A 23,320-nucleotide genomic window follows, 5' to 3' on the forward strand; every position below is an offset into this window, starting at 1 on the left:
ATGACCGTTGAAACCGTTCTCTCCAACGCCCGCATCGTCCTTGAGGACCAGATTCTCAACGGCTCGGTCCTGATCCGTGACGGCAAGATCGCCGACATCTCGGAAGGTGCCAGCCGTACCGGTGAGGATTTCGAAGGCGATTATCTCATTCCCGGCCTGGTCGAACTTCATACAGATCATCTGGAGGCCCATTATTCGCCGCGCCCCGGCGTTCGCTGGCTGAAGATGGCGGCGATCCAGGCGCATGATGCGCAGGTCGTCACATCCGGCATCACTACCGTCTTCGATTGCCTGCGCATGGGCTCCGATGAGGATGGCGGCTTCGAGCAGGGCGAGATGCGCGACATGGCAAACGCGCTGGCGCAGGCAGCAAAGGAAAATCGCCTGCGTGCCGACCATCGCATTCATCTGCGCTGCGAAGTTTCGACAGACAACGTGATGGCACACTTCGTGGAATTCGAGAACGATCCGCAGGTCGGCCTCGTCTCGCTGATGGATCATGCCCCGGGTCAACGCCAGTTCCAGACGATGGAGCAGTACACGCTCTACTATAAGACCAAGCGGGGCCTTTCCGACGAGGCTTTCGCGGCGTTCTGCGCCCGCCAGCAGGCCTTGTCGGCCAAGTATGCCGGACCGCATCGCACCGAGATTGCCAAGGCCTGCGCCGAACGCGGCATCACCATTGCCAGCCATGATGACGCCACCTTGGCGCATGTCGAGGAATCCGTTGGCTTCGGCATTCGCCTTGCGGAATTCCCAACTAGCTTCGAAGCGGCCGAAGCTTCGCATGCGGCGGGCCTCAGCGTCTTGATGGGGGCTCCGAATATCGTTCGCGGCAAATCACATTCCGGCAACATTGCCGCCAAGGATCTTGCCGCACGCGGCGTTCTCGACGTGCTGTCGTCAGACTATGTGCCGTTCAGCCTGATCCATGCGCCGTTCGTTCTGGCGGATGAGTTGGAAACTGTCAGCCTGCCGCAGGCTCTGGCCATGGTTACCGCGACTCCCGCCCGCACCGTCGGTCTCAACGATCGCGGCCGTATCGCCACGGGCTTGCGTGCGGATATTGTGCGGGTCCAGCGCCATGACGGCATCCCGGTTGTTCGGTCGGTTTGGCGCGAAGGCAAGCGGGTCGCCTGATGCACGGGCAAGGACAGATGGGCGCGATCGTCGTTGTGGTCGGCCCCAGCGGCGCCGGCAAGGACAGCGTCATCGGCTTCGTGGCGCAGCACTTTGCCGATCGCAACGATATCGATTTTGTCCGCCGGGTGATCACCCGGCCGTCGGACGCTGGTGGCGAGGATCACGAGAGCATTTCGGGAGATGTTTTCGATAGCCGGCTTGCGGCAGGTGATTTCGCGGTGGCTTGGCAGGCGCATGGGTTGAAATACGGAGTTCCCAAGGACGCGCTTGAAAAGGTGCGGGCAGGCAGGATCTTGATCGCCAATGGCAGCCGGGCAGTGCTCGGCCAGTTCCGGCAGGCCTTTCCAAGGGTAGCCATTGTCAACATCACCGCCTCGCCGCAGGTGCTGGCAAGCCGGCTTGTGGCACGTGGCCGCGAAAGCGAGCAGGATATTCTCAACCGGCTGAAGCGGCAGGTGCCGGATATTCTCGACGAACCGGATGTGACGACGATCGACAATAGTGGCCCGCTTGAGGTTGCAGGTTCGCGATTTGCAATGCTTGTCACCCAGTTACATGGTTCCGCCAATTGATGTCAGAGGGCATTGTCGAGGAAATACCATTGGTCTAGATGGGCACGGACGACCGGCTCAATGACCGAATTGATGAGTAAAACGTCGTCCATCAGACGCTCGCCGGGTCTGTTTTCCGGCGGCAGGTTGATCGATTCCAGCGCAAAAGCGTCAAACGAAGAGCCGTCGCGCCGGATTGCATAACATGGGCAGATCGTCGCCCCGGTCAGACGGGCGAGCCTTGCGACAACAGCAAGATTGCCTTCGAGATGGGGTGGGCGACCGAAGAATGGGCCGCGGATTTTTCCCGCGAAGCCCTCGTCACAGAAGACCGAGATCGCGCCACCGTCTTTCAAGATGTTCAGCGCCGGGCGTATGCCATCCTTGCCGGGCGGCAGCAATCCGTACCCGAGTTTCAACCGTACGCGCCGGGCGATCCATGCGCGTGCCCTGCCGGCGGGCGGTGTGTAGTTGGCAGAGGGGGAAAAACCGAGCTCAACCAGTTTGGGTGCGAATATCTCCCAGTTTCCAAGATGCATGCAGATTAAGATCACTGGCCCCTTTGCAGAGGCGTCGGTAAAATGATGCAGATCGTGCCAGGTTGTCCGGCGCGCAAGGCGCGCGATGATCGAAAACTCCGTCATGATGCGGCCCTGGTTTTGCCAGTTCCGCTTGAGAATCCGTTCGCGCTCTTCTTCCGTGGCGTGCGGGAGAAGGCGCAGCAGGTTCTTCTGCGCTTTCTTGACGGATGATGGGTGCCAACGGGGGATGACAAAAGTTCCAAGCCGGGCACCGGCCGCCGAGCAGATGCTTGCCGGAACTGCTTTCAATCCGAAGTGTACGGCCAGGTCGAGAAGATTCTTGAGATTGCCGGTCACGTGATAACGAAACGCCGCCTTGCGCCGGTCGCCATCTTTGAACAGATCCATCAGCGGTGGGGCGGCAGGAGCGCGATAAATCCAGGCGGACCTTTTCGCCGCGGCGCTTTTGGCGTCGTTATCTGGTCTTTCCATCTGAAGCTAAACCCTTTCGCGCCGGTGCAGTGTCACCGGCAGGCCGCCGCGCGGCCGCAAGGTCAGGCGGCATTGGGGCTCGACCTTCACGTTCTCGGCCACGCGCACCCTGAAGCGCTGCGCAAGGATAGCCAGGCAAAGGATCGCTTCCTGAAGACCGAATTGCAGGCCGGGGCAGACGCGCGGGCCGCTGGCGAAGGGGATGTAGCTGTAGGGTATGGCCTTGCTGCCATTCATGAAGCGCTCGGGCTTGAAGAGATGGGCGTCCTTGAAGAAGGCTTCCGTCCGGTGTAGCAGCCAGGGAACGATCAGAATGAGTGATGCCGGCTTGACGTCGATATCGCCGATCCGGTCGGCCTCTTTCGCCTGGCGCGCAAGGATCGGCACCGGCGGGTACAGCCGCAGGGTCTCCTCAATAATCGCCCGGCACCAATCGAGTTGCGGAATGTCGTCAAGCGTCGGCACACGGTTGCCGCAAACGCGGGCGATTTCCTCGTGCAGTGATTTTTCGACCCATTGTGCCCGCGACAGCAGGTACCAGGCCCAGGTCAACGTCGCCGCTGTTGTCTCGTGACCCGCCATGAAGATGGTGGCCGCCTCGTTTCGCAATGCCACCACGTCGAGTTTCAGTTCCGGATTGCGTTTCTGCCGCCGTACCAGCAGCTCCACCATCGAATTGTCGTCGCCGCGCCCGGCCAGATGATCCTCGACCACTTTGTCGATGATCCCGTGAATGCGTGAAACGGACCGGCGCAGTTTGGGTGTCCGCAGTACCGGCAGCCCTTCGTCGAAGCCGAGGAAGTAGCCGATATTGACGGAATCGATCAGCGACTGATAGCTCTCGAAACCTTCGCTGACGGCCTTGGCACCATCTTCGCCGAGATCATTGCCAAACACGGCCCGGGAGATGATTTCCGCGGTCAGTCCGGCCATTTCGAACAGCGCATTGACCGGGGCGCCGTCGGGAAGCGATTCCCAGCGGTGCACCAGTTCGCTTGTGGTGTTCTGCATGATCTTGCCGAAAGCCGGCACGCGGTTCTTGTGGACGATATCGGCGACCAGCGGGCGCCGCTGCTTCCAGGTCTCGCCATCAGAGATGAACAGCCCATCACCCAAAAGGAATTCCAGCGCGCGCCGCATTTGCGGCGTCTTGCGCTCGAAATTCTCGTGCCGTTTGGCGACGACATAGCGGATCGCGTCCGGAGAATTGACCACGACGACCTGACGTCCGAAGATTTTCGACGCGGTCACGCAATCCGCATAATCGCCCTTGCGCCAGACCGAGAGAAAGTCATGGCGCGCCTTGAGGATGAGATTGAGCGGTCGGCCAGGCTTGCCCCTGTAATAGTCGGCATGCGCAGGTTCGAACGAATTCTTCCGGAGGTTTTCAATGATATCCGTCGATTGCCGTAAACTGGAGAACATGCTCCGGCTGCCCCTGTCTGTGTCCGGTGACGGCACTGTGAGTTTTGATGGTTGCAATTACCGGATAGCAGCAATTTCCAACGGCGCAAAATTCTTTCGACAGAGAAAACCCTGCCGTCGGAAACGGCAGGGTTGTTCGTCCTTGTAACTGTAGATGCAGGCAAGACGGTTTTAACGCAAGGCTATGCAGGCCTTGGTAATCCGCTCCAGCGCTTCGCGCAGTTCCGCCTCCGAAGTCGCGTAGGAGATACGGAAGAACGGCGACAGGCCGAAGGCCGAGCCGGGCACCACGGCGACATGAGCGTCATCGAGCAGGTAGGCGCAGAAGTCTGCGTCCGTCTCGATAGGCTTCCCGCCGGGAGTGGTCTTGCCGAGCATGCCGGCGCATCCCGAGAAGGTGTAAAACGCGCCCTCGGGCGTGCGGCAATCAAGGCCCTCGATGGCGTTGAGCGCCGTAACGACCAGATCGCGGCGGCGCTGGAAGCTTTCGGTTCGCTCTTTCAGAAAATCCTGCGGTCCGTTCAGCGCGGCAACCGAAGCGGCCTGGCTGATTGAGGACGGGCAGGAGGTCGCCTGGCTCTGCACCACGGCCATCGCCTTGATCAGGTCGCTTGGGCCACCGGCATAACCGATGCGCCAGCCGGTCATGGCATAGGCCTTGGAGACACCATTGACGGTCAGCGTCCGGTTCTTCAGCGCCGGTTCGATTGCTGCAGGGGTGACAAACTTGAAGCCGTCATAGACGATATGCTCGTACATATCGTCGACCAGAAGCCAGACATGCGGATGCTTCAACAGCACGTCAAGCAGCGGGCGGTAATCTTCCGCGCTATAGGCGGCGCCCGATGGGTTGGATGGCGAATTCAGCATTACCCAGCGCGTCTTCGGCGTGATCGCCGCTTCAAGCTGTTCCGCCTTCAGCCGGAAACCGGCTTCCGCGTCGCAGGCGATCAGCACAGGCTTGCCCTCGGCGATTTCGACGATATCGGAATAGGACGTCCAATAGGGCGTCGGGATGATCACTTCGTCGCCGGGGTTCAGCGTCGCCATCATGGCATTGAAGAGGATCTGCTTCGCGCCGGTGGCTACCGTGATTTCATCAAGTGCGTAAGAGACTCCATTCTCCCGGGAGAATTTATCACGGATCGCCTGCTTCAGCTCAGGCGTGCCGTCGAGCGCGGTGTATTTGGTCTTGCCGCCCTGGATGGCGTCGCAAGCCGCCCGCTTGACGTGATCTGGCGTATCGAAGTCCGGTTCGCCGGCGCCCAGAATGATCACCGGCTTGCCGTCGCGCTTCATGGCCTGCGCCCGTGCACCAATCTTCAGGATCTGCGACACACCGATCGTGGAAATCCGCGAGGCGGGCGCAAAGCCCGCCTCCTCAACCTTGGCGTTGATGGTCATGACCGATCCTTATTCGATGTCAAAGGAGACGCCCTGTGCCAGCGGCAGGGCCTTCGAATAGTTGATCGTGTTGGTGGCGCGGCGCATGTAGGCGCGCCATGCGTCCGAGCCGGATTCGCGGCCGCCGCCGGTTTCCTTTTCGCCGCCGAATGCGCCGCCGATTTCAGCACCGGATGTACCGATGTTGACGTTGGCGATGCCGCAGTCGGAACCGTCAGGCGACAGGAAGCGCTCGGCTTCCTGCAGGTCGAGCGTGAAGATCGACGAGGAGAGACCGGCGCCAACCGCATTGTGATCGGCAACCGCGGCATCGAAGTCGTTATACTTCATGACGTAGAGGATCGGTGCGAAGGTTTCTTCGGTGACCGGACCGTCCTGTTTCGGCATTTCGACCAGAGCCGGCTTTACATAGTAGCTGTTGGCATGGCCGAGATCGACGCGTTCGCCGCCCGTGACCGAGCCGCCATGAGCCTTGGCTTCGGACAGCGCCTTCTGCATGTTGTCGAAAGCCGGCTTGTCGACCAGCGGGCCGACGAGGGCCGAGGATTCCAGCGGATTGCCGACCGACACGCTCGAATAGGCCTTCTTCAGGCGCGGAACGAGCTGGTCGTAGACGCTCTCGTGGACGAACAGGCGGCGTAGCGTCGTGCAGCGCTGACCGGCCGTGCCCATCGCACCAAACGCGATGGCGCGCAGAGCCATGTCGAGATCGGCCGACGGGCAGACGATGCCGCCATTGTTGCCGCCGAGTTCGAGAATGGCGCGGGCAAAGCGCTTGGCCAGACGCGGACCGACATCACGGCCCATGCGGGTGGAACCGGTGGCCGAAACCAGCGGTACCTTCGGATGATCTACCAGCACTTCCCCGATGGCGCGGTCGCCGATCAGAACCTGCGTCAGGCCTTCCGGCGCATCGCCGAAGCGGGCAATGGCGCGATCAAGGATAGCCTGCGATGCAAGTGCGGTAAGCGGGGTCTTTTCCGACGGCTTCCAGACGACGGCATTGCCGCAGACGATGGCAAGTGCGGCGTTCCAGGCCCAGACGGCAACCGGGAAGTTGAAGGCGGAGATAACGCCGATGACGCCGAGCGGATGCCAGGTTTCCATCATGCGGTGGCCGGGACGTTCGGTGGCGATGGTCAGACCGTAGAGCTGGCGGGAGAGACCGACGGCGAAATCGCAGATGTCGATCATTTCCTGGACTTCGCCAAGGCCTTCCGAGGTGATCTTGCCGGCTTCGATCGAGACCAGACGGCCGAGATCAGCCTTATGGGCGCGCAGTTCTTCGCCGAGCAGGCGGATCAGTTCACCCCGCTTCGGCGCCGGTACCAGCCGCCAGGCGCGAAATGCCGCGTCGGCCTTTTCGATCTTGGCAGCGGCTTCAGCAGCCGAAACCGTCTTCAGGTTGGCGATCTTCTCGCCGGTGACCGGCGAGAAGGAGGCCATGTCCCCGCCTGTGTAGAGTTCTTTGGAGACGCCGAGCTTCTCCAGAAGGGCGGCCGTTTCCTGAACGACATTTACCGATTTCGTTGCAATGTTCATGAGCAAACTCCCGTTTTCTTGGTCGAAGGACTATCCGAAGCACACCGCACCGAGATCTCCCGGCGAGGTGATGGCCTTGAGGCCCTGGGCCATGTCCTTGATTTTCTGTTGCGTATAAAGGTCGTAATAGGCTTGGTTTTTGCGTCCGATGGCATGTTCGGCACTGAAGCTGCCGTTGAAATCCGTGACGGCGATGGCAAGCACCCAATCGCGCAGCCGCCGCTCGAAATCTGCGTCCGATGCCGAGGCGCTGTCCTTCGGCACCACGAGATTGAAATGCACACCGCCATCACCGATATGGCCGAAATCGCAGATCGTCACCTCCGGAAAGGCTTGCGGCATATCGGCCTTCATGCGGTCGCAGAACGCCATGATATCACCTCTGCGGAAGGAAAGATCGAAGGCGATCAATTTTCCGGAATGCTTGACGCCCTCCGACAGGGCGTGGCGCAAGGACCACATTTCATGAGCTGGACCAACAAAGGCATCGGCAAGCGGCGCTTCCTCCGTTTCCCAGATTTCTGCCAGCACCGCTTCGAGCACCGCATCAAGCGACTGCTCGCCTTCGCGTGGTTCCCAGGTGCGGGAAATTTCGGCGAGGATGACATAGTCAGGCACATTGCCGCCCTGAAAGGGGTTCTTCAGCGATGGCACGTGATCCAGCGCCGCCGTGACGGAGTTTTTCGAAATGCCCTCGAAAGCCGAGAGATACGAGCCGAGCCGGTCTTCCATGGCGCGCAGCAGCGGCATGACATGGGCGCCGCTGGTTGGAACCAGATAGGCTGTCGCCACTTGCTTCGGCAGCGGTTCAAGATTGACGACGCATTCGGTGATGATACCGAAAGCGCCGGATGTGCCGATGAAAACCTGCTTCCAGTCGACGCCGGTATTGTTCTTGCGCAACTCCGACGTCAGATCAAGGACGGTGCCCTCTTCGTCGGCCAGGACCACCTTGATGCCCAAGGTGTTACGGCGCACGTCGCCATATTTCAGGAAGCGCGAGCCACCGGTATTGGTGGCCAGCATGCCGCCCAGCCGCGGATCGGCGCCGAGATCGATCGGGAAGAACAGCCCGTGTTTTTCGAGCCTCTGGTTGACGTCGGAAAGCCGGAACCCGGCATCGGCACGCAGTGAACGGTTGTCGAGATCAAGATCGAAGCGCTGGGTCATCCGGTCGAGGCTGAGCACAGCCTGAGTGCCTGTCTCATCCGGCGTCGAGCCGGAGACAAGGCCAGTATTGCCGGATTGCGGAATGAGAACGATGCCGTTCCTGACGCAATAGGAAACGGCCGCCGAAACCTCTTCGGCGGTTTGCGGACGCAGCACGAGTGCGGCGTGGCCCTGGTCGTAGCGCGCGCCGGTCTGGTAAGCCGCCACATCACTGCCTCCGGTGACAATGCCCTTGTCACCGAGGAGTGCGGTCAGTGCTGCGACGTGGTTCTGGTCGATCATGCTTCAGCTTTACTCCGCTGCCTGCGCAGACGAAAGCATCTGTCTGACATCGACAATCGAAGCCTGCTCGATACCGGCATAGTGATCGAACTCGTTCAGGACTTTCGCACCGAGATCCAGTTCGAAACGCTGCTGGTTGGGGCTTGCCACGAATTCCTGGGCAGCCTCGTCGCCGAGATTGGACTGGAAGATACCGGCGGCGCTGACGGGCAGGAAGTCTTCGTAGACGATCGGATCGAACTGAACGAGGCCATCGGCGATCAGGCTGTCGAGGCTTGCGGATGTATCGGCCTTTGCCTTGCGGCCCTTGGCCGTCAGCGAATAGGCAAAGTAACCGAGACCTTCAGCACGGATGCCGGCCCATGTATCGGGGAACGGAAGGAAGGCCTCTGACAGAGCCTTTTCATAGTCCGCAGCATTCGAGCCGTCAGCAGCCGGGCGGACGATCTTGCGGGACGCATTGAGCAGGTCGTCATACAGCGTCCGACCCTTAGGAGTCAGCGCAATACCGCGCTGTTCGATCTCACCGAAACGGGCGGTGTGCGAACCTTCATGCCAGCTGCCGTCCGCAGCCTGGAACGACACCGGTTCTTCCAGCGCCTTGAACGACGTCTGGCGCAACAGGATGGCGCATTTGCGGGTTGGCGGACCCTCGATCGTTGCTTTGGGCGCTATCTTGTAGTCGGGCATGCGCGCCTGAACAGCGTCGATATCCAGCGTGCGCGGCGTCAGATGGTTGATATGTGGGCCCTTGAACGAGACCACGTCGGCAATCAGCCGGTGGGCATCGTGCAGGCGATGATACATGTCCGGGCTGACATTGGCCCTATCGTGCCAGCGGAAGGTTTCCAGCGCTTCGGCAACGAAACGTTCGGCGTCGGTCTTGTCGAGGCCACCCTGCTTTTCCGCCTTTTCCGTCAGCGCGATGGCGCCGTCGGTGAATATCTGACGCTTTGACAGGATCTGTTCGGCCTCATTGCGCAGCGCTTCGTCGGTGATCAGGTCGAGGCGGAGCAGCGAGGTGAAGACGCGGAACGGGTTTTTCTTCAGGGCCGCATCGCCGACCGGGCGGAAAGCCGTCGAATGAACCGGAACGCCGGCGGTCGACAAATCGTAGTAACCGACCGGCATCATGCCCATGACGGCAAAGACGCGGCGCATCATCGACAGTTCGGCGGGCGTGCCGAGCCGGATCGCACCGTGGCGCTCCTCGGAGATGCGCTCCAGCGAGTCCGTATCCTCAAGGCGGGCCTGCAGATCCGGATCGGCGGCGAGCGTTTCTGCATTCACCCTGCCTACCAATTCCATCAATGTGCCATAGGCCGGCACCTCGGTGCGGTACATGGCCGACATCGCCGCGGAAAAGGCTGAGCGGATATGGTCGGTGGATACGAAACTATTCTCTTTCACGGCAACGCGCCTCGCAGTATGGAAGGGATAACGGTGATCATTCTCATTTCGTATCATATATGTGGCGAATGGGCATTGATTGCGACGGTTATGACTATGATCATGCGAGGCTGGAATGAAGTTGAGCAGAAGACTGGTCCCTGATGTTACCACGCTGCAGGCATTCGAGTGTGCCGCGCGTCACGGCAGCTTCACGCAGGCAGCCGCCGAGTTGAACCTGACCCAGAGCGCCGTCAGCCGCCAGATCAAGGATCTTGAAAGCCAGATCGGGGTGCTCCTGTTCGAGCGCATCCGCCAGCGGGTCATTCTGTCCGATGCCGGTCAGAAATTCCTGCCAGAGGTTCGCCGGCTGCTGACCCAGTCAGAGGAGTTGATGGTTCGCGCCATGGCGTCGGCTCGCTCGGAATCGACGCTCTCCGTCGCATCGCTGCCGACCTTCGGCAGCCGCTGGCTGACGCCGCGGCTTCCGGATTTTCTCAATCAGCATCCCGGCACGGTGATCAACATCGCCTCGCGGTCGCAACCGTTCGATTTCGAAGAGCAGAATTTCGATCTCGCCATACACTATGGCCAACCGGTCTGGGCGCATGCCACCTGCAGCTATCTCTGCAGCGAGATCATCGTACCAGTCGCTAGTCCTGCACTTCTGGCTCTCAATCCGATGAAGGAACCCGGCGAGCTGGAACACAAGCCGCTCTTGCATCTCGCCACGCGGCCGAAGATGTGGGCGCAGTGGTTTGAAAGCAATGGCGGCGAGATGAAGTCGGCCTATCGCGGCAACCGCTTCGACCAGTTTTCGATGGTCATCGAGGCCGCAATCGTCGGTCTCGGCTTTGCGCTGGTACCGCGCTACCTCATCGAGCAGGAACTTGCGGCCGATCGGCTGCGTGTCGTCTTCGACCGGCCGATGCACACGGAAAACAGCTATTATCTGGTGGTGCCGGAGGGCAAGCTGGAAAATCCGGTCAGCCAGGCATTTCGCGCCTGGATCGTCAAGCAGGTGGGGTGACCGCCGGGCGCCGGGGAAGGCGCTCTATTGTAACGCGGCCGGATGGATGGAACATTTCCCGTCCAGGCGCGTTCCGGTCTGGATGAACAGCCTCAAATATACAGTTGAAAACGATTTCCCGGACTTGGTTGAGACGAAAAAAGTGTATGCCGCGCTTTCTTTTGCGTGGCAGGCGCGAAATCACCCTGAACGCCGGCCGCGCTTCTTGCAACATATTGGCACTACGGCTAAAAAATGCCAATTTCTTGCATCACGCAGCCTTGATAGCGAAGTGACTGTCGTTTTCACACCTTCCCAAGCCCGTCCGGGCAATGCCAAACTTTTTGGTTTCCCGCTTGCGCGAGACCTGACGGCTTTCGGCAGAGCGCAAGCGGACAGCTAGGATCGTGGAAGCGCAGAGCCAAAAATCAGGGCAGCAGCCCATCCGGCACGACCACCGGACCCTTCAACACCGCCTGGATCCAGAACCCGTACCCATGCCTCTTCATAACACGCCGTCCACGCCGCAACGCGAAGCCGAGATCAAGCCGATCGACTATAACGATTCGATCCGCTCGACCTATTTCACCATCGATGAGCTTCGTGAATGCGGTGCAGCACTCGCCCGTGACGGTGTTTCGTCTCTTCCGGGGTTCTTTCCCTTCGAGTTCCGTCCGCGCCACCGCGAAAACGAAAACGAGATTTTCCGCGTCTACAAGGTGACGGCGACCGATGTCGAGGCCGGTGCTTCGATCACGCCTGCCGCCGAATGGCTGCTCGACAACCATTATCTCGTCGAAGAATCGATCCAGGAAGTGCGGCGCGATTTTCCGCGCAAGTTCTATCGCCAGCTGCCGACCTTGCCGGTTGCCGGCACAACAATCCCGCGCACCATGGCGCTCGCCTGGCTCTATGTGGCCCATACCCACAGCACGGTGTCGCGCGAAAGCCTGACGGCGATGGTTTCCGGCTTCCAGGAACACGAGACCTTCAAGATCGGCGAATTGTGGGCTCTGCCGTCCATCGTCCGGTTCGTGCTGATCGAAAATCTGCGGCGTATCGCCATCCGGGTCGACCGGTCGCGCAACATGCGCAACAAGGCAAACGACGTTGCCGACCAGATTGTCCGTCTCGGCACGCCGGAAAAATTCGAGTCCGTGCTGGCCGAGGCCGAGCCGCTCTGTGCCGACAACACATTTGTCGCGCAGCTGCTCTACCGCCTGCGGGACGGATCGCAGACATCGGGATTTGTTATTACCTGGCTGGAAAGACAGCTGGAAAAACGCGGTAGTGACGTCGAGGAAGCTCTGGTCGCCGAGCAAAACCGGCTGTCGTCGGGCAATGCGACGATGAGCAACATCATCCGCAGCCTGCGTGAAATCGACGATAACGACTGGGCCGTCTGGTTCGAAAGCGTCAGTAAGCTCGATGACGCATTGCGTGAAGGCTCGGATTATTCCGCCCTCGATTTCGGATCGCGCAACAAGTACCGCAACACCATCGAACGGCTAGCCCGCCGCTCCGGCAGTTCCGAACTTGAAGTTACGCAGATCGCGCTTGCCATGGTCAAGGCCGACGCCAGCACCATCGAGATGCCGCATGAGCCAAATGTCGGCGGCTTTCTCGTCGGCAAGCAGCGCCGTCTGCTGGAAGAAAAGATCGGCTACCGTCCGTCCGTCCTTCAGACCATCATCCGGCTTGGCCGGAAGCTGGACTGGTTTGCGATTGCCGGTCCAAACATTCTCCTGACCATCCTTGCGATGATTGCCGTCTACATTTTCGTCAGCCCGATGGAAATTCCGACGGGTGCCAAGTTGATCATGCTGCTGCTGTTTGCCCTGCCCGCTTCGGAAGGTGCAGCCGGCCTCTTCAACACGCTGGTGACGCTGTGCGTTACTCCATCAAGACTGGTCGGATACGAATTCCTTGACGGGATTCCGGAGGATGCGCGAACGCTCGTCGTCGTCCCCTGTCTGATTTCCAAGCGCGATCATGTCGATGAACTGGTGCGCAATCTCGAGGTTCACTATCTCGCCAATCCAAAGGGCGAAATCTATTTCGCGCTGGTCAGCGATTGGGTCGATAGTGCTGAAGAAGAAACGGCTGCCGATCTCGATGTGCTTGAATACGCAAAGGCCGAGATCGAAACGCTGAGCGCCCGCTATGCGCATGATGGCCGCACCCGTTTCTACCTGCTGCACCGCCGCCGCCTCTACAACGAAGCCGAAGGCGCCTGGATGGGCTGGGAACGCAAACGCGGCAAGCTGCACGAGTTGAACCTGCTCCTGCGCGGCGATAGCGACACCAGCTTCCTTGCCGGTGCCAACACCGTGCCGGAAAATGTACAATATGTCATGACGCTCGATTCCGACACGCGCCTGATGCGTGATGCGGTAACCAAGCTCGTCGGCAAGCTCTATCACCCGATCAACCGCCCGGTCGTCGACCCGGTCACGCAGAAGGTCACGGCTGGTTACGGCATCCTGCAGCCGCGTGTTACCCCGTCCTTGACCACCGGCAGCGATGCGTCGGCATTCCAGCGCATCTTCTCGGTCAACCGCGGTATCGACCCCTATGTCTTCACCGTGTCCGATGTTTATCAGGACATTGCGGGCGAAGGGACGTTTACCGGTAAGGGTCTCTATCACGTCGATGCCTTCGAGGCGGCCCTGAAAGGCAAGATCGAGGAAAACGCGGTTCTCAGTCACGATTTGCTCGAAGGCTCGCTGGCCCATTGCGCGCTGGTCAGCGATGTCGAGCTGGTCGAGGATTTCCCGATCCGCTACGAGGTCGAGATGTCGCGCCAGCATCGCTGGGCACGCGGCGACTGGCAGCTGCTGCCGTATATGTTCAACCTGTCCAACGGCGTCAGCATGCTCGGCCGCTGGAAGATGTACGATAACCTGCGCCGTTCGCTGATCCCCTGTGCCTGGCTGATCGCCTCGGTCATGGGCTGGTACTACATGGAGCCGACACAGGCGCTGGTCTGGCAGTTCGTGCTGATCTTCAGTCTCTTCGTCGCGCCCACCCTGTCGCTGATCTCAGGCATCATGCCGCGCCGCAACGATATCGTCGCGCGCGCCCATCTGCATGCCGTTCTCTCCGAAATACAGGCCGCCAATGCGCAGGTCGCCCTGCGCATCGTCTTCCTCGCCCATTCTGCCGCGATGATGATGGATGCGATCGTGCGGTCGCTCTACAGAACCTTCGTCAGTGGCAAGCTGATGCTGGAATGGCGCACGGCTGCGCAGGTGCAAAGCTCGGCTGGCGGCAGCATCCTTGATTATTACCGGTCGATGTGGATCGCCCCGGTCCTGTCGGTCATTTCGCTCCTGCTGGCAGCGATTTCCGATACCGGCCTTCCCTTCATCGGCATTCCATTTGCGCTGCTCTGGGCTCTGTCCCCGGCCGTTGCCTGGTTTGTCAGCCAATCGGCCGAAACGGAAGACCAGTTGGTTGTGCCGGACGAGGTCGTCGACGAGTTGCGCAAGATCGCGCGCCGCACCTGGCTCTATTTCGAGCAGTTCGTCACCGCCGAGCAGCATTTTCTGCCGCCGGACAATTTCCAGGAAATCCCGCATCCGATCCTCGCCGAGCGCACGTCGCCGACGAATATCGGCGTCTATCTTCTCTCCGTCATGTCTGCCCGCGATTTCGGCTGGATCGGTTTCGAGGAAACTATCCGCCGGCTGGAAGAAACGGTTTCCACCCTTGATCGCATGCCGAAATATCGCGGTCATCTCTACAATTGGTACAAGACCGACACACTGGAAACGATGGAGCCGAAATATGTCTCCGCCGTCGATAGCGGCAATCTCGCCGGCCATCTGATCGCCGTATCCTCGATGTGCCGTGATTGGGCGGAAGCGCCGTCCGCGCACGTTCAGGGCAATCTCGACGGTATCGGCGACGTTGCCTCAATCCTGTCGGAAGTGCTGGCCGATCTGCCGGATGACCGCAAGACCGTGCGGCCACTGCGCCGCTTGATGGAAGAGCGGATCACCGGCTTCCAGAACGCGCTCGCCGCCGTCAAGCGCGAGCACGAATTCGCCTCCATCCGGGTGATCAACCTCGCGGTCCTCGCGCGTGATATTCACAAGCTCACGGTTAATCTCGATCACGAGGTGAAGAGCGCTCAGAGCGGTGAAGTGACGAAATGGGCGACCATGCTCGTCAACACTTGCGAAGCCCATATCGCCGACGGTGTCTTTGATCTCGGTGCCATCGAAGCGCTGCGCCAGCGCCTGATCGTCATCCGCGACCGGGCTCGCGATATCGCCTTCTCGATGGATTTCAGCTTCCTGTTCCGTCCGGAACGGCGCCTGCTGTCGATCGGCTACCGCGTTAATTCCAATGACCTCGACGAAGCCTGCTACGACCTTCTTGCGTCGGAAGCGCGTTTGACCAGCCTGTTTGCCATTGCCAAGGGTGATTTGCCGACGGAGCACTGGTACAAGCTCGGTCGTCCGATCGTGCCGATCGGCGCGCGCGGCGCGCTGATTTCCTGGTCCGGCTCGATGTTCGAATATCTGATGCCGCCGCTGGTCATGCAGGAGCGCCAGGGTGGCATTCTCAACCAGACCAACAACCTGATCGTTCAGGAACAGATGAACCACGGCCGCCGTCTTGGCACGCCATGGGGCATTTCGGAAGCGGCCTTCAATGCCCGCGACCACGAACTGACCTATCAGTATACCAATTTCGGTGTACCGACGCTGGGCCTGAAGCGCGGTCTCGGCCAGAACGCCGTCATCGCTCCCTACGCTTCGATCCTCGCCAGCATGTACGATCCCAAGGCGGCCATTGCCAACCTGGAGCGCCTGCGCGCGCTCGGAGCGCTCGGCGTCTATGGTTTCCACGATGCTGTCGACTTCACGCCGACCCGCGTGCCGGAGGGCAAGACCTGCGCCGTCGTGCGCAACTACTATGCCCACCATCATGGCATGTCGATTGCAGCCGTCGCCAACGTCGTCTTCAACGGACGCTTGCGTGAGTGGTTCCACGCCGACCCGGTCATCGAAGCCGCCGAACTGCTGCTGCAGGAAAAGGCGCCGCGCGATATTCCGATCATCAACACCAAGAAAGAGCCGGAATCGCTCGGCAAGGGCCAGGAAGACCTGCTGCGCCCCGAAGTCCGCGTCATCACCAATCCGCTGGCCAAGGACCGCGAGACGGTCTTCCTGTCGAACGGCCACTATGCGGTGATGCTGACGGCGACCGGTTCGGGTTATTCCCGCTGGAACGGCCAGACCGTCGCGCGCTGGAAGGCCGATCCGACTGAAGATCGCTCCGGTACATTCATCTTCCTGCGCGATACGACGACCGGCGACTGGTGGTCGGCAACAGCCGAACCGCGCCGTGCGGAAGGTGAAACGACGACGACCCGCTTCGGCGACGACAAGGCAGAGTTCATCAAGAAGGTCGGCGATCTCACCAGCGAAGTCGAGTGCATCGTCGCCACCGAGCACGATGCCGAAGGCCGCCGGGTGATCCTGCTCAACACCGGTACCGAGGACCGCTTCATCGAAGTCACCTCCTATGCAGAACCGGTTCTGACCACGGATGATACCGACAGCGCCCATCCGCTGTTTGCCAAGATGTTCCTGAAGACGGAAGTCGATCCAAAGGGTGACGTCATCCGCGTCACGCGCAACAAGCGCAGTCCCGGCGAACCGGACATGCAGGTGGCGCACCTGATCGTCGATAATGCCGCCAGCACCCGCCATACCGAGGCAGAGACGGATCGCCGCCGCTTCATCGGAACAGGCCGTACGCTTGCCGAAGCGCAGGCCTTCGATACCGATGCCAAGCTCTCCGGTTCGGACGGTTATACGCTTGATCCGATCGTCTCGCTGCGCCGCGTCGTGCGCGTGCCGGCGGGCAAGAAGGTCAGTGTGATCTTCTGGACCATCGCTGCGCCAAACCGTCAGGATATCGACAAGGCCATCGATCGCTATCGTCATCCGGACAGCTTCAATCATGAGCTTATCCACGCCTGGACCCGTTCGCAGGTGCAGATGCGCCATGTCGGCGTGACCTCGCAGGAAGCCGCAAGCTTCCAGATGCTTGGCCGCTATCTTGTTTATCCCGACATGCAACTGCGCGCCGATACCGCCACTGTGCAGGCAGGCCTTGCGCCTCAATCTGCACTCTGGCCATTGTCCATCTCCGGCGATTTCCCGATCTTTGCCGTTCGCATCAACGACGACATCGATCTCGGCATCGCGCGGGAAGCCCTGAGGGCGCAGGAATATCTGCGCTCGCGCGGCGTCACCGCCGATCTGGTGATCATCAACGAGCGCGCCTCGTCCTATGCGCAGGACATGCAGCACACGCTGGATGCGATGGCTGAAAACCTGCGTCTGCGCGGTCTGGCAGATGGACCGCGTCAGCACATTTTCGCCGTTCGCCGCGATATCATGGAACCGGAGACGTGGACAGCGCTTCTGTCGGCGTCCCGTGCCGTGTTTCACGCGCGCAATGGCAAGATTTCCGACCAGATTTCGCGGGCAGAAAATCTCTTGGCAAAACCGTCGCCCAAGGAAGACATTCCTGCGGGGCCGTTGCTGGCAATCATCCCGGATGATAGCGGCGCCGAGAACGTCGAGATCAACGGCGACGGGTTGGACTTCTGGAATGGTTATGGCGGCTTTTCCCCAGATGGCCGCGAATACGTCACCCGCTTGCGCGGTGGCGAAGCAACGCCGCAGCCATGGATCAACGTGATTTCCAACGAGGCTTTCGGTTTCCACGTTGCTGCCGAAGGCGCTGCCTTCACCTGGGGCCGCAACTCCCGCGACTATCAGCTGACGCCCTGGACCAATGATCCGGTGATCAACCGTCCCGGCGAAGCAATCTTCATCCGCGACATGAATAGCGGTGCCGTCCTTTCGCCGTATGCTGCGCTTTCCCGCCGCAAGTCGGTCCAGTTCGAGACACGGCACGGGCTTGGCTACTCCGTGTTCAAGAGTGTCCAGGACGGACTGAAGATTGAGGTCGGTCAGGCGGTACATCGCACCGCTCCGGTCAAGTATCTGCGGCTGCTGTTGAACAACACCACCGGTGAAACCCGTAGCCTCAAGGTTTACGGTTATGCCGAATGGGTGCTCGGCAACAACCGGACAAAGACGGCGCCGTTCATCCTGTCGCATCTCGATGAGGCGAGTGGCGCTGTTCTGGCGACCAATCCCTACAGCGTCGACTATTCCGGCCGCACGGCGTTCCTGGCGGCGAGCGACATGCCGTCCGGATTCACCTCCAGCCGCCGCGAGTTCCTTGGCCAAGGGGGTAGCATCTATGCCCCGAAGGCTGTGCGTGATGGTGGCTTGCTGTCGGGGGCGGTCGAAGCAGACGGCGATCCTTGCGCGGCAGTCGTTTTGGATGTGACGCTGGAGGCAGGTGCCAGCCGCGAACTGACGTTCTACATCGGCGATTCCGACAATGCAGGGCAGGCGCTCGAGCATCTGGCGGAAGCCCGCAAGAGCACGTTCGAAGCGGTTCTCGAAGCCTCCAACAGCTATTGGCAGGATTTCACCGGCGTCTTGCAGATCGAAACGCCCGACAAGGCGTTCAACAACATGGTCAATGCCTGGCTTCCCTACCAGAGCCTCGGTTGCCGCATTCTCGCACGCTCGGCCTTTTATCAAGCCAGCGGCGCCTTCGGCTTCCGTGACCAGCTGCAGGATACGCTCGCCTTCATCGTGCACCGGCCGGAGCTCGCTCGGGCGCAGATTCTCAACGCTGCCGCACGGCAGTTTGTCGAGGGCGACGTGCTACACTGGTGGTTGCCCAATACCGGCGCTGGCGTGCGCACGCTGATCTCCGACGATGTCGTCTGGCTTGGCCACGCCGTGCAGCATTATTGCTCGGTCACGGGAACCAAGGACATTCTCGACGAGCAGATTGCCTTCATCGAAGGCGCTGCTCTGGAGCCGGGCCAGCACGACAGCTTCTATCAGCCGACCGTGTCGGAGCGGCGTGCCAGCCTTTACGAGCATTGCGCCATCGCGCTTGATCTCGCCATTGCCCGCAAGGGAGAGAACGGCCTGCCGCTGATTCTCGGCGGCGACTGGAATGACGGCATGAACCGCGTCGGCATCGAAGGGCGCGGCACCAGCGTCTGGCTTGGCTGGTTCCTCGCGGCAACGCTGCGGTCGTTCCTCGTCATTGCTCGCGAGCGGGGCGATACCAAGCGGGTTTCCGCCTGGGAAGCCCATCTTGAAAGCCTCAAGAAGGCCCTGGAAACGGCCGGTTGGGATGGCAGCCACTATCGCCGCGGCTACTATGACGACGGCACTCCGCTGGGGTCTGCCGAAAGCAGCGAATGCCGGATCGATTCGATTGCCCAGTCCTGGAGCGTGCTCTCCGGGGAGGGCGATGCGGCCCGCTCGGCCGAGGCGATGGATGCGGTACTGGCTGAACTGGCCGACGGCGATCACCAGATCATCCGGCTGTTCACCCCGCCACTTTCCGGAACCGCGCAGGACCCAGGCTATATCAAAGCCTATCCGCCGGGTGTCCGCGAAAACGGCGGACAATACACCCATGCTGCGACCTGGGTGGTTCTGGCGCTGGCGGCGCAGAACCGCACCGAAGACGCCTGGCGCGCCTTCAAGATGCTGAACCCGGTCAATCACGCCAAGGACCGCGAAAGCGCCGATCACTACCGGGTTGAACCTTATGTGGTCGCCGCCGACATCTATGGCGACGGTACGTTGACGGGACGCGGCGGCTGGACCTGGTACACGGGCTCTGCTGCCTGGCTCTACCGTGCCGCAGTCGAAGGTATTCTCGGCATCCGCCGGCAGGGAGATAAGCTGATTGTCCAGCCGGTTCTGCCGAAGGACTGGAATGGCTTCTCGGCAACGCTGACCATCGACGGCAAGGCGCATGTTATTTCCGTGACGAAAAATACGGAAAACGGCGAGCCGATCGTTAGTGTCAATAATACTGTCACAAAAAACGCGCATGAAGGCGTTTTGTTGTAACCGCCGGCGCTAGATCTGGATTGAAACCGGCTTTGCACCAGAAGGCGCAAGGCCGGTTTCGTTTTGATCGCCTGCATCAATATCGCGTCAATGGGGGCAGGGGGCACTGAACTCGGACGAGACCATTCTGAATGCTTCAAAAGCTGCAATTCGAGCCGCCTGCCGATGACAGGCAGATGGCGCAAGCCCACACTGTTCCTTCACAGCGCGACACGCGTCTCGACGTCTTTCGGGCACTTTGTCTGCTGACGATCTTCGTCAATCATGTGCCGGGGCAATATCTCGAATACCTGACCACAAAAAACTTCGGATTTTCGGATTCGGCTGAAGCCTTCGTGCTGATCTCCGGGCTGTCCGCCGGGCTGGCTTATGGGCGGAAATTCACGATCGGCAACCGTCTTGCGCTCAGTTTGAAGATCTGGCGCCGCGCGTTCACGCTCTACATCGCACATATCATGACCAGTATCATCACGCTGGCGATCTTTGCCGGCGGGGCGCTCTATTTTGGCCGTCAGGACCTGATTGGCGAGATCAACATCAAGCCGCTTGTCGATCATACCGAACAAGGAATTGTCGCCATGGTGCTGCTCGGACACCAGTTGGGCTACAACAACATCCTGTCGATGTACGCTGTCGTCTTCCTATTGTTGCCCGCGATGCTCTGGCTCTACGGGCGAAGCCCTTTCCTGTTGTTCATGGCATCGGCAGCCCTGTGGCTTGCGGCAGGTATCTTCACCATCGTGCCCATCAATTTTCTCGATGAAGGCTACTGGTTCCTCAATCCCTGGTCCTGGCAGTTCCTGTTCGTCATCGGGATGATCTGCATGATGCGGGCGCGGGCCGGCAAACCGGTACAGCGCCATCCGCTGCTGGTGGCGATAGCGGCGGGCTATGTGACGCTGTCGTTGTTCTGGGTGCTCTTGTCCTGGTGGAACCTGGATTTCTCCTATGGCCTGCCAACTGTCCTGACTGGTTTTGACAAGACATTCCTGTCCTTGACGCGGCTGCTGCACGTTCTGGCGCTCGGTTATCTGCTGGCGGTCTTTCCGGTGTTCAGCCGCCTGACGCGCCTGCGCATTGACCACCCGCTTGTCCAGATCGGCCGGCATTCGCTGCCAGTGTTTATCTTCGGGACTATTCTTGCGATGGTCGGCCAGGTGCTCCTGTTCGTCACCGGCCGGGATCCGCTCTGGGGCTCGCTGTTCGTGCTTGCCGGCATCGGGTTGCACTTCGCCTATGCCCGGTATCTCGACTGGATCGGTGGATTGTCCCGGCTCTCGGTGGCGAAGGCATAAAAAAGGCCCCTGTGCGGGGCCTTTTCAAGTTCGGTGGTTGCTCCTGGTATCAGGCGGCGGCGTGGCTCTTGCGCACATCGTCGTCGGTCAGGATACCGCTTGCCCTGAGCAGGGAGGCGAACCGGCCGTTGCTCTGGCTGAGCTCGTTGAAGCCGCCCATCTCGACGATCTTGCCGTGATCCATGAAGATCACCAGATCGGCCTCGCGCACCGTCGACAGGCGATGGGCGATGATGAAGGTGGTACGGTCCTTGCGCAGGTTGTCGATCGCAGCCTTCACCCGGTTCTCGGTTTCGACGTCGAGCGCGCTCGTCGCCTCATCCAGCACCAGGATCGGCGCATTCTTCAGAATTGCCCGGGCAATGGCGATACGCTGGCGTTCGCCGCCGGACAGCCGGTTACCACGCTCGCCGACGCGGGTATCGTAACCGCCCTGGCGGCCTTCGATGAAGTCGGCAGCGGCGGCAGCCTCGGCAGCGGCCATGACTTCGTCCAGCGATGCGTCTTCACGACCGAGGCGGATGTTCTCGCAGATCGACCGGTTGAGCAGGCCTGCATCCTGGAACACGGTGGCGATCGAGCGGCGCAGCGACTTGCGGGTAACGGTCGAGATATCGACGCCATCGACAAGGATCTGGCCACTGGCTGGCTCGTGGACGCGCTGCAGAAGGTTGACCAACGTCGTCTTGCCGGCGCCGGTCGGACCGACGATGGCGATTGTCTGGCCGGCCTTGGCGGTAAACGAGACGTTGCGCATGCCTTCGGTCGAGTTGGCGAAGTTGAAAGAAACGTCGCGGAATTCGACTTCGCCGCGGACATTGTTCAACTCGCCAGCATCGGCAGGCTCTTCGCGTTCACGCACCGAATCTTCCAGCACGAAGAAGTCTTCGAGCTTGGCGCGGGCTTCGAAAATCTGCGTCACGAAGGCTTTCATCTGGTCGAGGCGGCCAATCAGCAGGCCGGCAAAGCCGATGAAGGCAATGACGTCGCCGATACCGAGTTCGCCCTTTTGCACGAGGAACGTGCCAATGACGAGGATGGCCATCATCGAAATGGTCGAAGCCATGCGGTTCAGCGCACTCGCCAATGCCCACCAGTCGAGAACCGGCAGCTGGGCCGAGATCAGCTTCTGGGTGAAGTTCTTCAATTCACGGGTCTCAGCCTCGATACGGTTATAGCTATGCACAACGGACACGTTGCTGATCGAGTCGGAGACGTGGGAAAAGACCGTGTGATAATGGTCTTCGACCGAAGCCTGACCTTCCTTCGTGCGGGTCATGACGAACTTGCCGACGACCACATAGAGCACGCCGAGAACGACGAGAACGAGCGACAGGCGAACGTCCATGGCAAAGGCTGTGGGAACAAGAAGTGTGAGCGCCACCGCAGTCGCCAGATGCTGGCGCATGAATTCGAGCCAGAGGCCGAACAGCGTTTCGCAGGCGCGCAAGAGCGTGTGCAGGGCATTCGACGTGCCGCGCTGGGTATGCCAGGACAGCGGCATGGAGATGATCCGGCCGAAGGCTTCGGTAATCAGCGTCGAGCGGCGCGTATGCGCCAGGCGGTCAGCCTCGCGGGCGACCAGCACGAAGGCCACCGTGTTGAAGACGCCGAGACCTGCCCACATCAACAGCATAGGGGTGACGGCTTGTTTGGATGTGATCGCGTCGATGATGCGGCCGAACAGAATGGGCTCGGCAATCGTGATAACAGCCAAGACAACGTTGGCGGCAACGATGGCTGAAACACGAAGCTTATGGACGGCAAGATACTGAAGCGCTCTTGCATAGATCTGGAACAATGACACTGTCTTATCCCTCTTGGGCATTTGGTTTGCGGTGCAATGAAAAAGCAACAGGGCATTTGCATCGCGGGGAATGGTCCAGGGAAGAAAAGTCCCGTTTGGAAAAGGTATTCATTCTCTCATCTTTGGTGGATGGAATGAAAATTCCAAAACTGAACGCCTTCTTCCTTCCGTTTGTAATTCTCTTGACCCGCAGGCAACGAAAGTCATCTTTTTGGCTTCTGCGCGCAAACTTGATTGTGATAAACCAGCGCTGTGATTGGGAATTCCAGACACCTGAAGTTGATCATTCATAGCTTGCTATTT

14 protein-coding genes are annotated in these 23,320 nt (G+C 60.2%); 7 read left to right on the forward strand and 7 right to left on the reverse strand.

Annotated features, from left to right (window positions below; genetic code table 11):
- The gene (locus ASC96_RS08675; protein WP_060502619.1) at nt 1-1,140 is read left to right on the forward strand and encodes an alpha-D-ribose 1-methylphosphonate 5-triphosphate diphosphatase; all 1,140 of its coding nucleotides are present in this window, start codon (nt 1-3) and stop codon (nt 1,138-1,140) included.
- On the forward strand, nt 1,140-1,715 hold the full coding sequence (phnN, locus tag ASC96_RS08680; RefSeq protein ID WP_060502620.1) for a phosphonate metabolism protein/1,5-bisphosphokinase (PRPP-forming) PhnN: 576 nt from the start codon (nt 1,140-1,142) through the stop codon (nt 1,713-1,715). Before ASC96_RS08675 ends, phnN begins: the two co-directional genes overlap by 1 nt.
- A 2-nt stretch (nt 1,716-1,717) precedes the next feature.
- On the opposite strand, the gene ASC96_RS08685 is transcribed toward phnN, so the two are convergent.
- The 6 genes from ASC96_RS08685 to ASC96_RS08710 form a co-directional block, all read right to left on the reverse strand.
- On the reverse strand, nt 1,718-2,707 hold the full coding sequence (locus ASC96_RS08685) for a hypothetical protein (RefSeq protein ID WP_060502621.1): 990 nt from the start codon (nt 2,705-2,707) through the stop codon (nt 1,718-1,720).
- 6 nt (nt 2,708-2,713) lie between these two features.
- Nucleotides 2,714-4,132 (reverse strand): cytochrome P450, encoded by a 1,419-nt coding sequence (locus tag ASC96_RS08690; RefSeq protein ID WP_060502622.1) that lies wholly within the window; start codon nt 4,130-4,132, stop codon nt 2,714-2,716.
- 171 nt (nt 4,133-4,303) lie between these two features.
- Nucleotides 4,304-5,536, reverse strand: coding sequence for a pyridoxal phosphate-dependent aminotransferase (locus ASC96_RS08695; protein WP_060502623.1), 1,233 nt, complete (start codon nt 5,534-5,536; stop codon nt 4,304-4,306).
- Between the two features lie 9 nt (nt 5,537-5,545).
- A complete protein-coding gene (locus tag ASC96_RS08700) occupies nt 5,546-7,078 on the reverse strand; it encodes an aldehyde dehydrogenase family protein (protein WP_060502624.1) in 1,533 nt (510 codons plus the stop codon).
- 30 nt (nt 7,079-7,108) lie between these two features.
- The gene (locus ASC96_RS08705) at nt 7,109-8,530 is read right to left on the reverse strand and encodes an FAD-binding oxidoreductase (RefSeq protein ID WP_060502625.1); all 1,422 of its coding nucleotides are present in this window, start codon (nt 8,528-8,530) and stop codon (nt 7,109-7,111) included.
- A gap of 9 nt (nt 8,531-8,539) precedes the next feature.
- Nucleotides 8,540-9,940 carry a VOC family protein gene (locus ASC96_RS08710; protein ID WP_082511988.1) on the reverse strand — a complete coding sequence of 467 codons (1,401 nt, stop codon included), beginning with the start codon at nt 9,938-9,940 and terminating at the stop codon, nt 8,540-8,542.
- Nucleotides 9,941-10,055: 115 nt separating this feature from the next.
- Here ASC96_RS08710 and ASC96_RS08715 point away from each other — a divergent pair, with 115 nt between their 5' ends.
- The 4 genes from ASC96_RS08715 (at nt 10,056) to opgC (ending at nt 21,210) form a co-directional block, all read left to right on the forward strand.
- On the forward strand, nt 10,056-10,949 hold the full coding sequence (locus tag ASC96_RS08715; RefSeq protein WP_060502626.1) for a LysR family transcriptional regulator: 894 nt from the start codon (nt 10,056-10,058) through the stop codon (nt 10,947-10,949).
- 46 nt (nt 10,950-10,995) lie between these two features.
- The gene (locus tag ASC96_RS08720; protein WP_060502627.1) at nt 10,996-11,331 is read left to right on the forward strand and encodes a hypothetical protein; all 336 of its coding nucleotides are present in this window, start codon (nt 10,996-10,998) and stop codon (nt 11,329-11,331) included.
- 94 nt (nt 11,332-11,425) lie between these two features.
- Nucleotides 11,426-19,915, forward strand: a complete 8,490-nt coding sequence (locus ASC96_RS08725; protein WP_244481951.1) for a glucoamylase family protein — start codon at nt 11,426-11,428, stop codon at nt 19,913-19,915.
- 131 nt (nt 19,916-20,046) lie between these two features.
- Nucleotides 20,047-21,210: an OpgC domain-containing protein gene (gene opgC, locus ASC96_RS08730; protein WP_060502629.1), complete on the forward strand. Its 1,164-nt coding sequence runs from the start codon at nt 20,047-20,049 to the stop codon at nt 21,208-21,210.
- Nucleotides 21,211-21,259: 49 nt separating this feature from the next.
- On the opposite strand, the gene ASC96_RS08735 is transcribed toward opgC, so the two are convergent.
- Entirely contained in the window at nt 21,260-23,017 is a 1,758-nt protein-coding gene (locus tag ASC96_RS08735) for a glucan ABC transporter ATP-binding protein/ permease (protein WP_060502630.1), read from the reverse strand.
- Between ASC96_RS08735 and ASC96_RS32530 the strand changes: the two genes are divergently transcribed.
- The gene (locus tag ASC96_RS32530; RefSeq protein ID WP_156397425.1) at nt 23,011-23,310 is read left to right on the forward strand and encodes a hypothetical protein; all 300 of its coding nucleotides are present in this window, start codon (nt 23,011-23,013) and stop codon (nt 23,308-23,310) included. The genes ASC96_RS08735 and ASC96_RS32530 overlap by 7 nt on opposite strands.
- The last annotated feature ends 10 nt before the right edge of the window (nt 23,311-23,320 follow it).

Origin of the sequence: Rhizobium sp. Root1204 (assembly GCF_001424965.1) — a bacterium.
Classification (GTDB): Bacteria; Pseudomonadota; Alphaproteobacteria; order Rhizobiales; family Rhizobiaceae; genus Pararhizobium.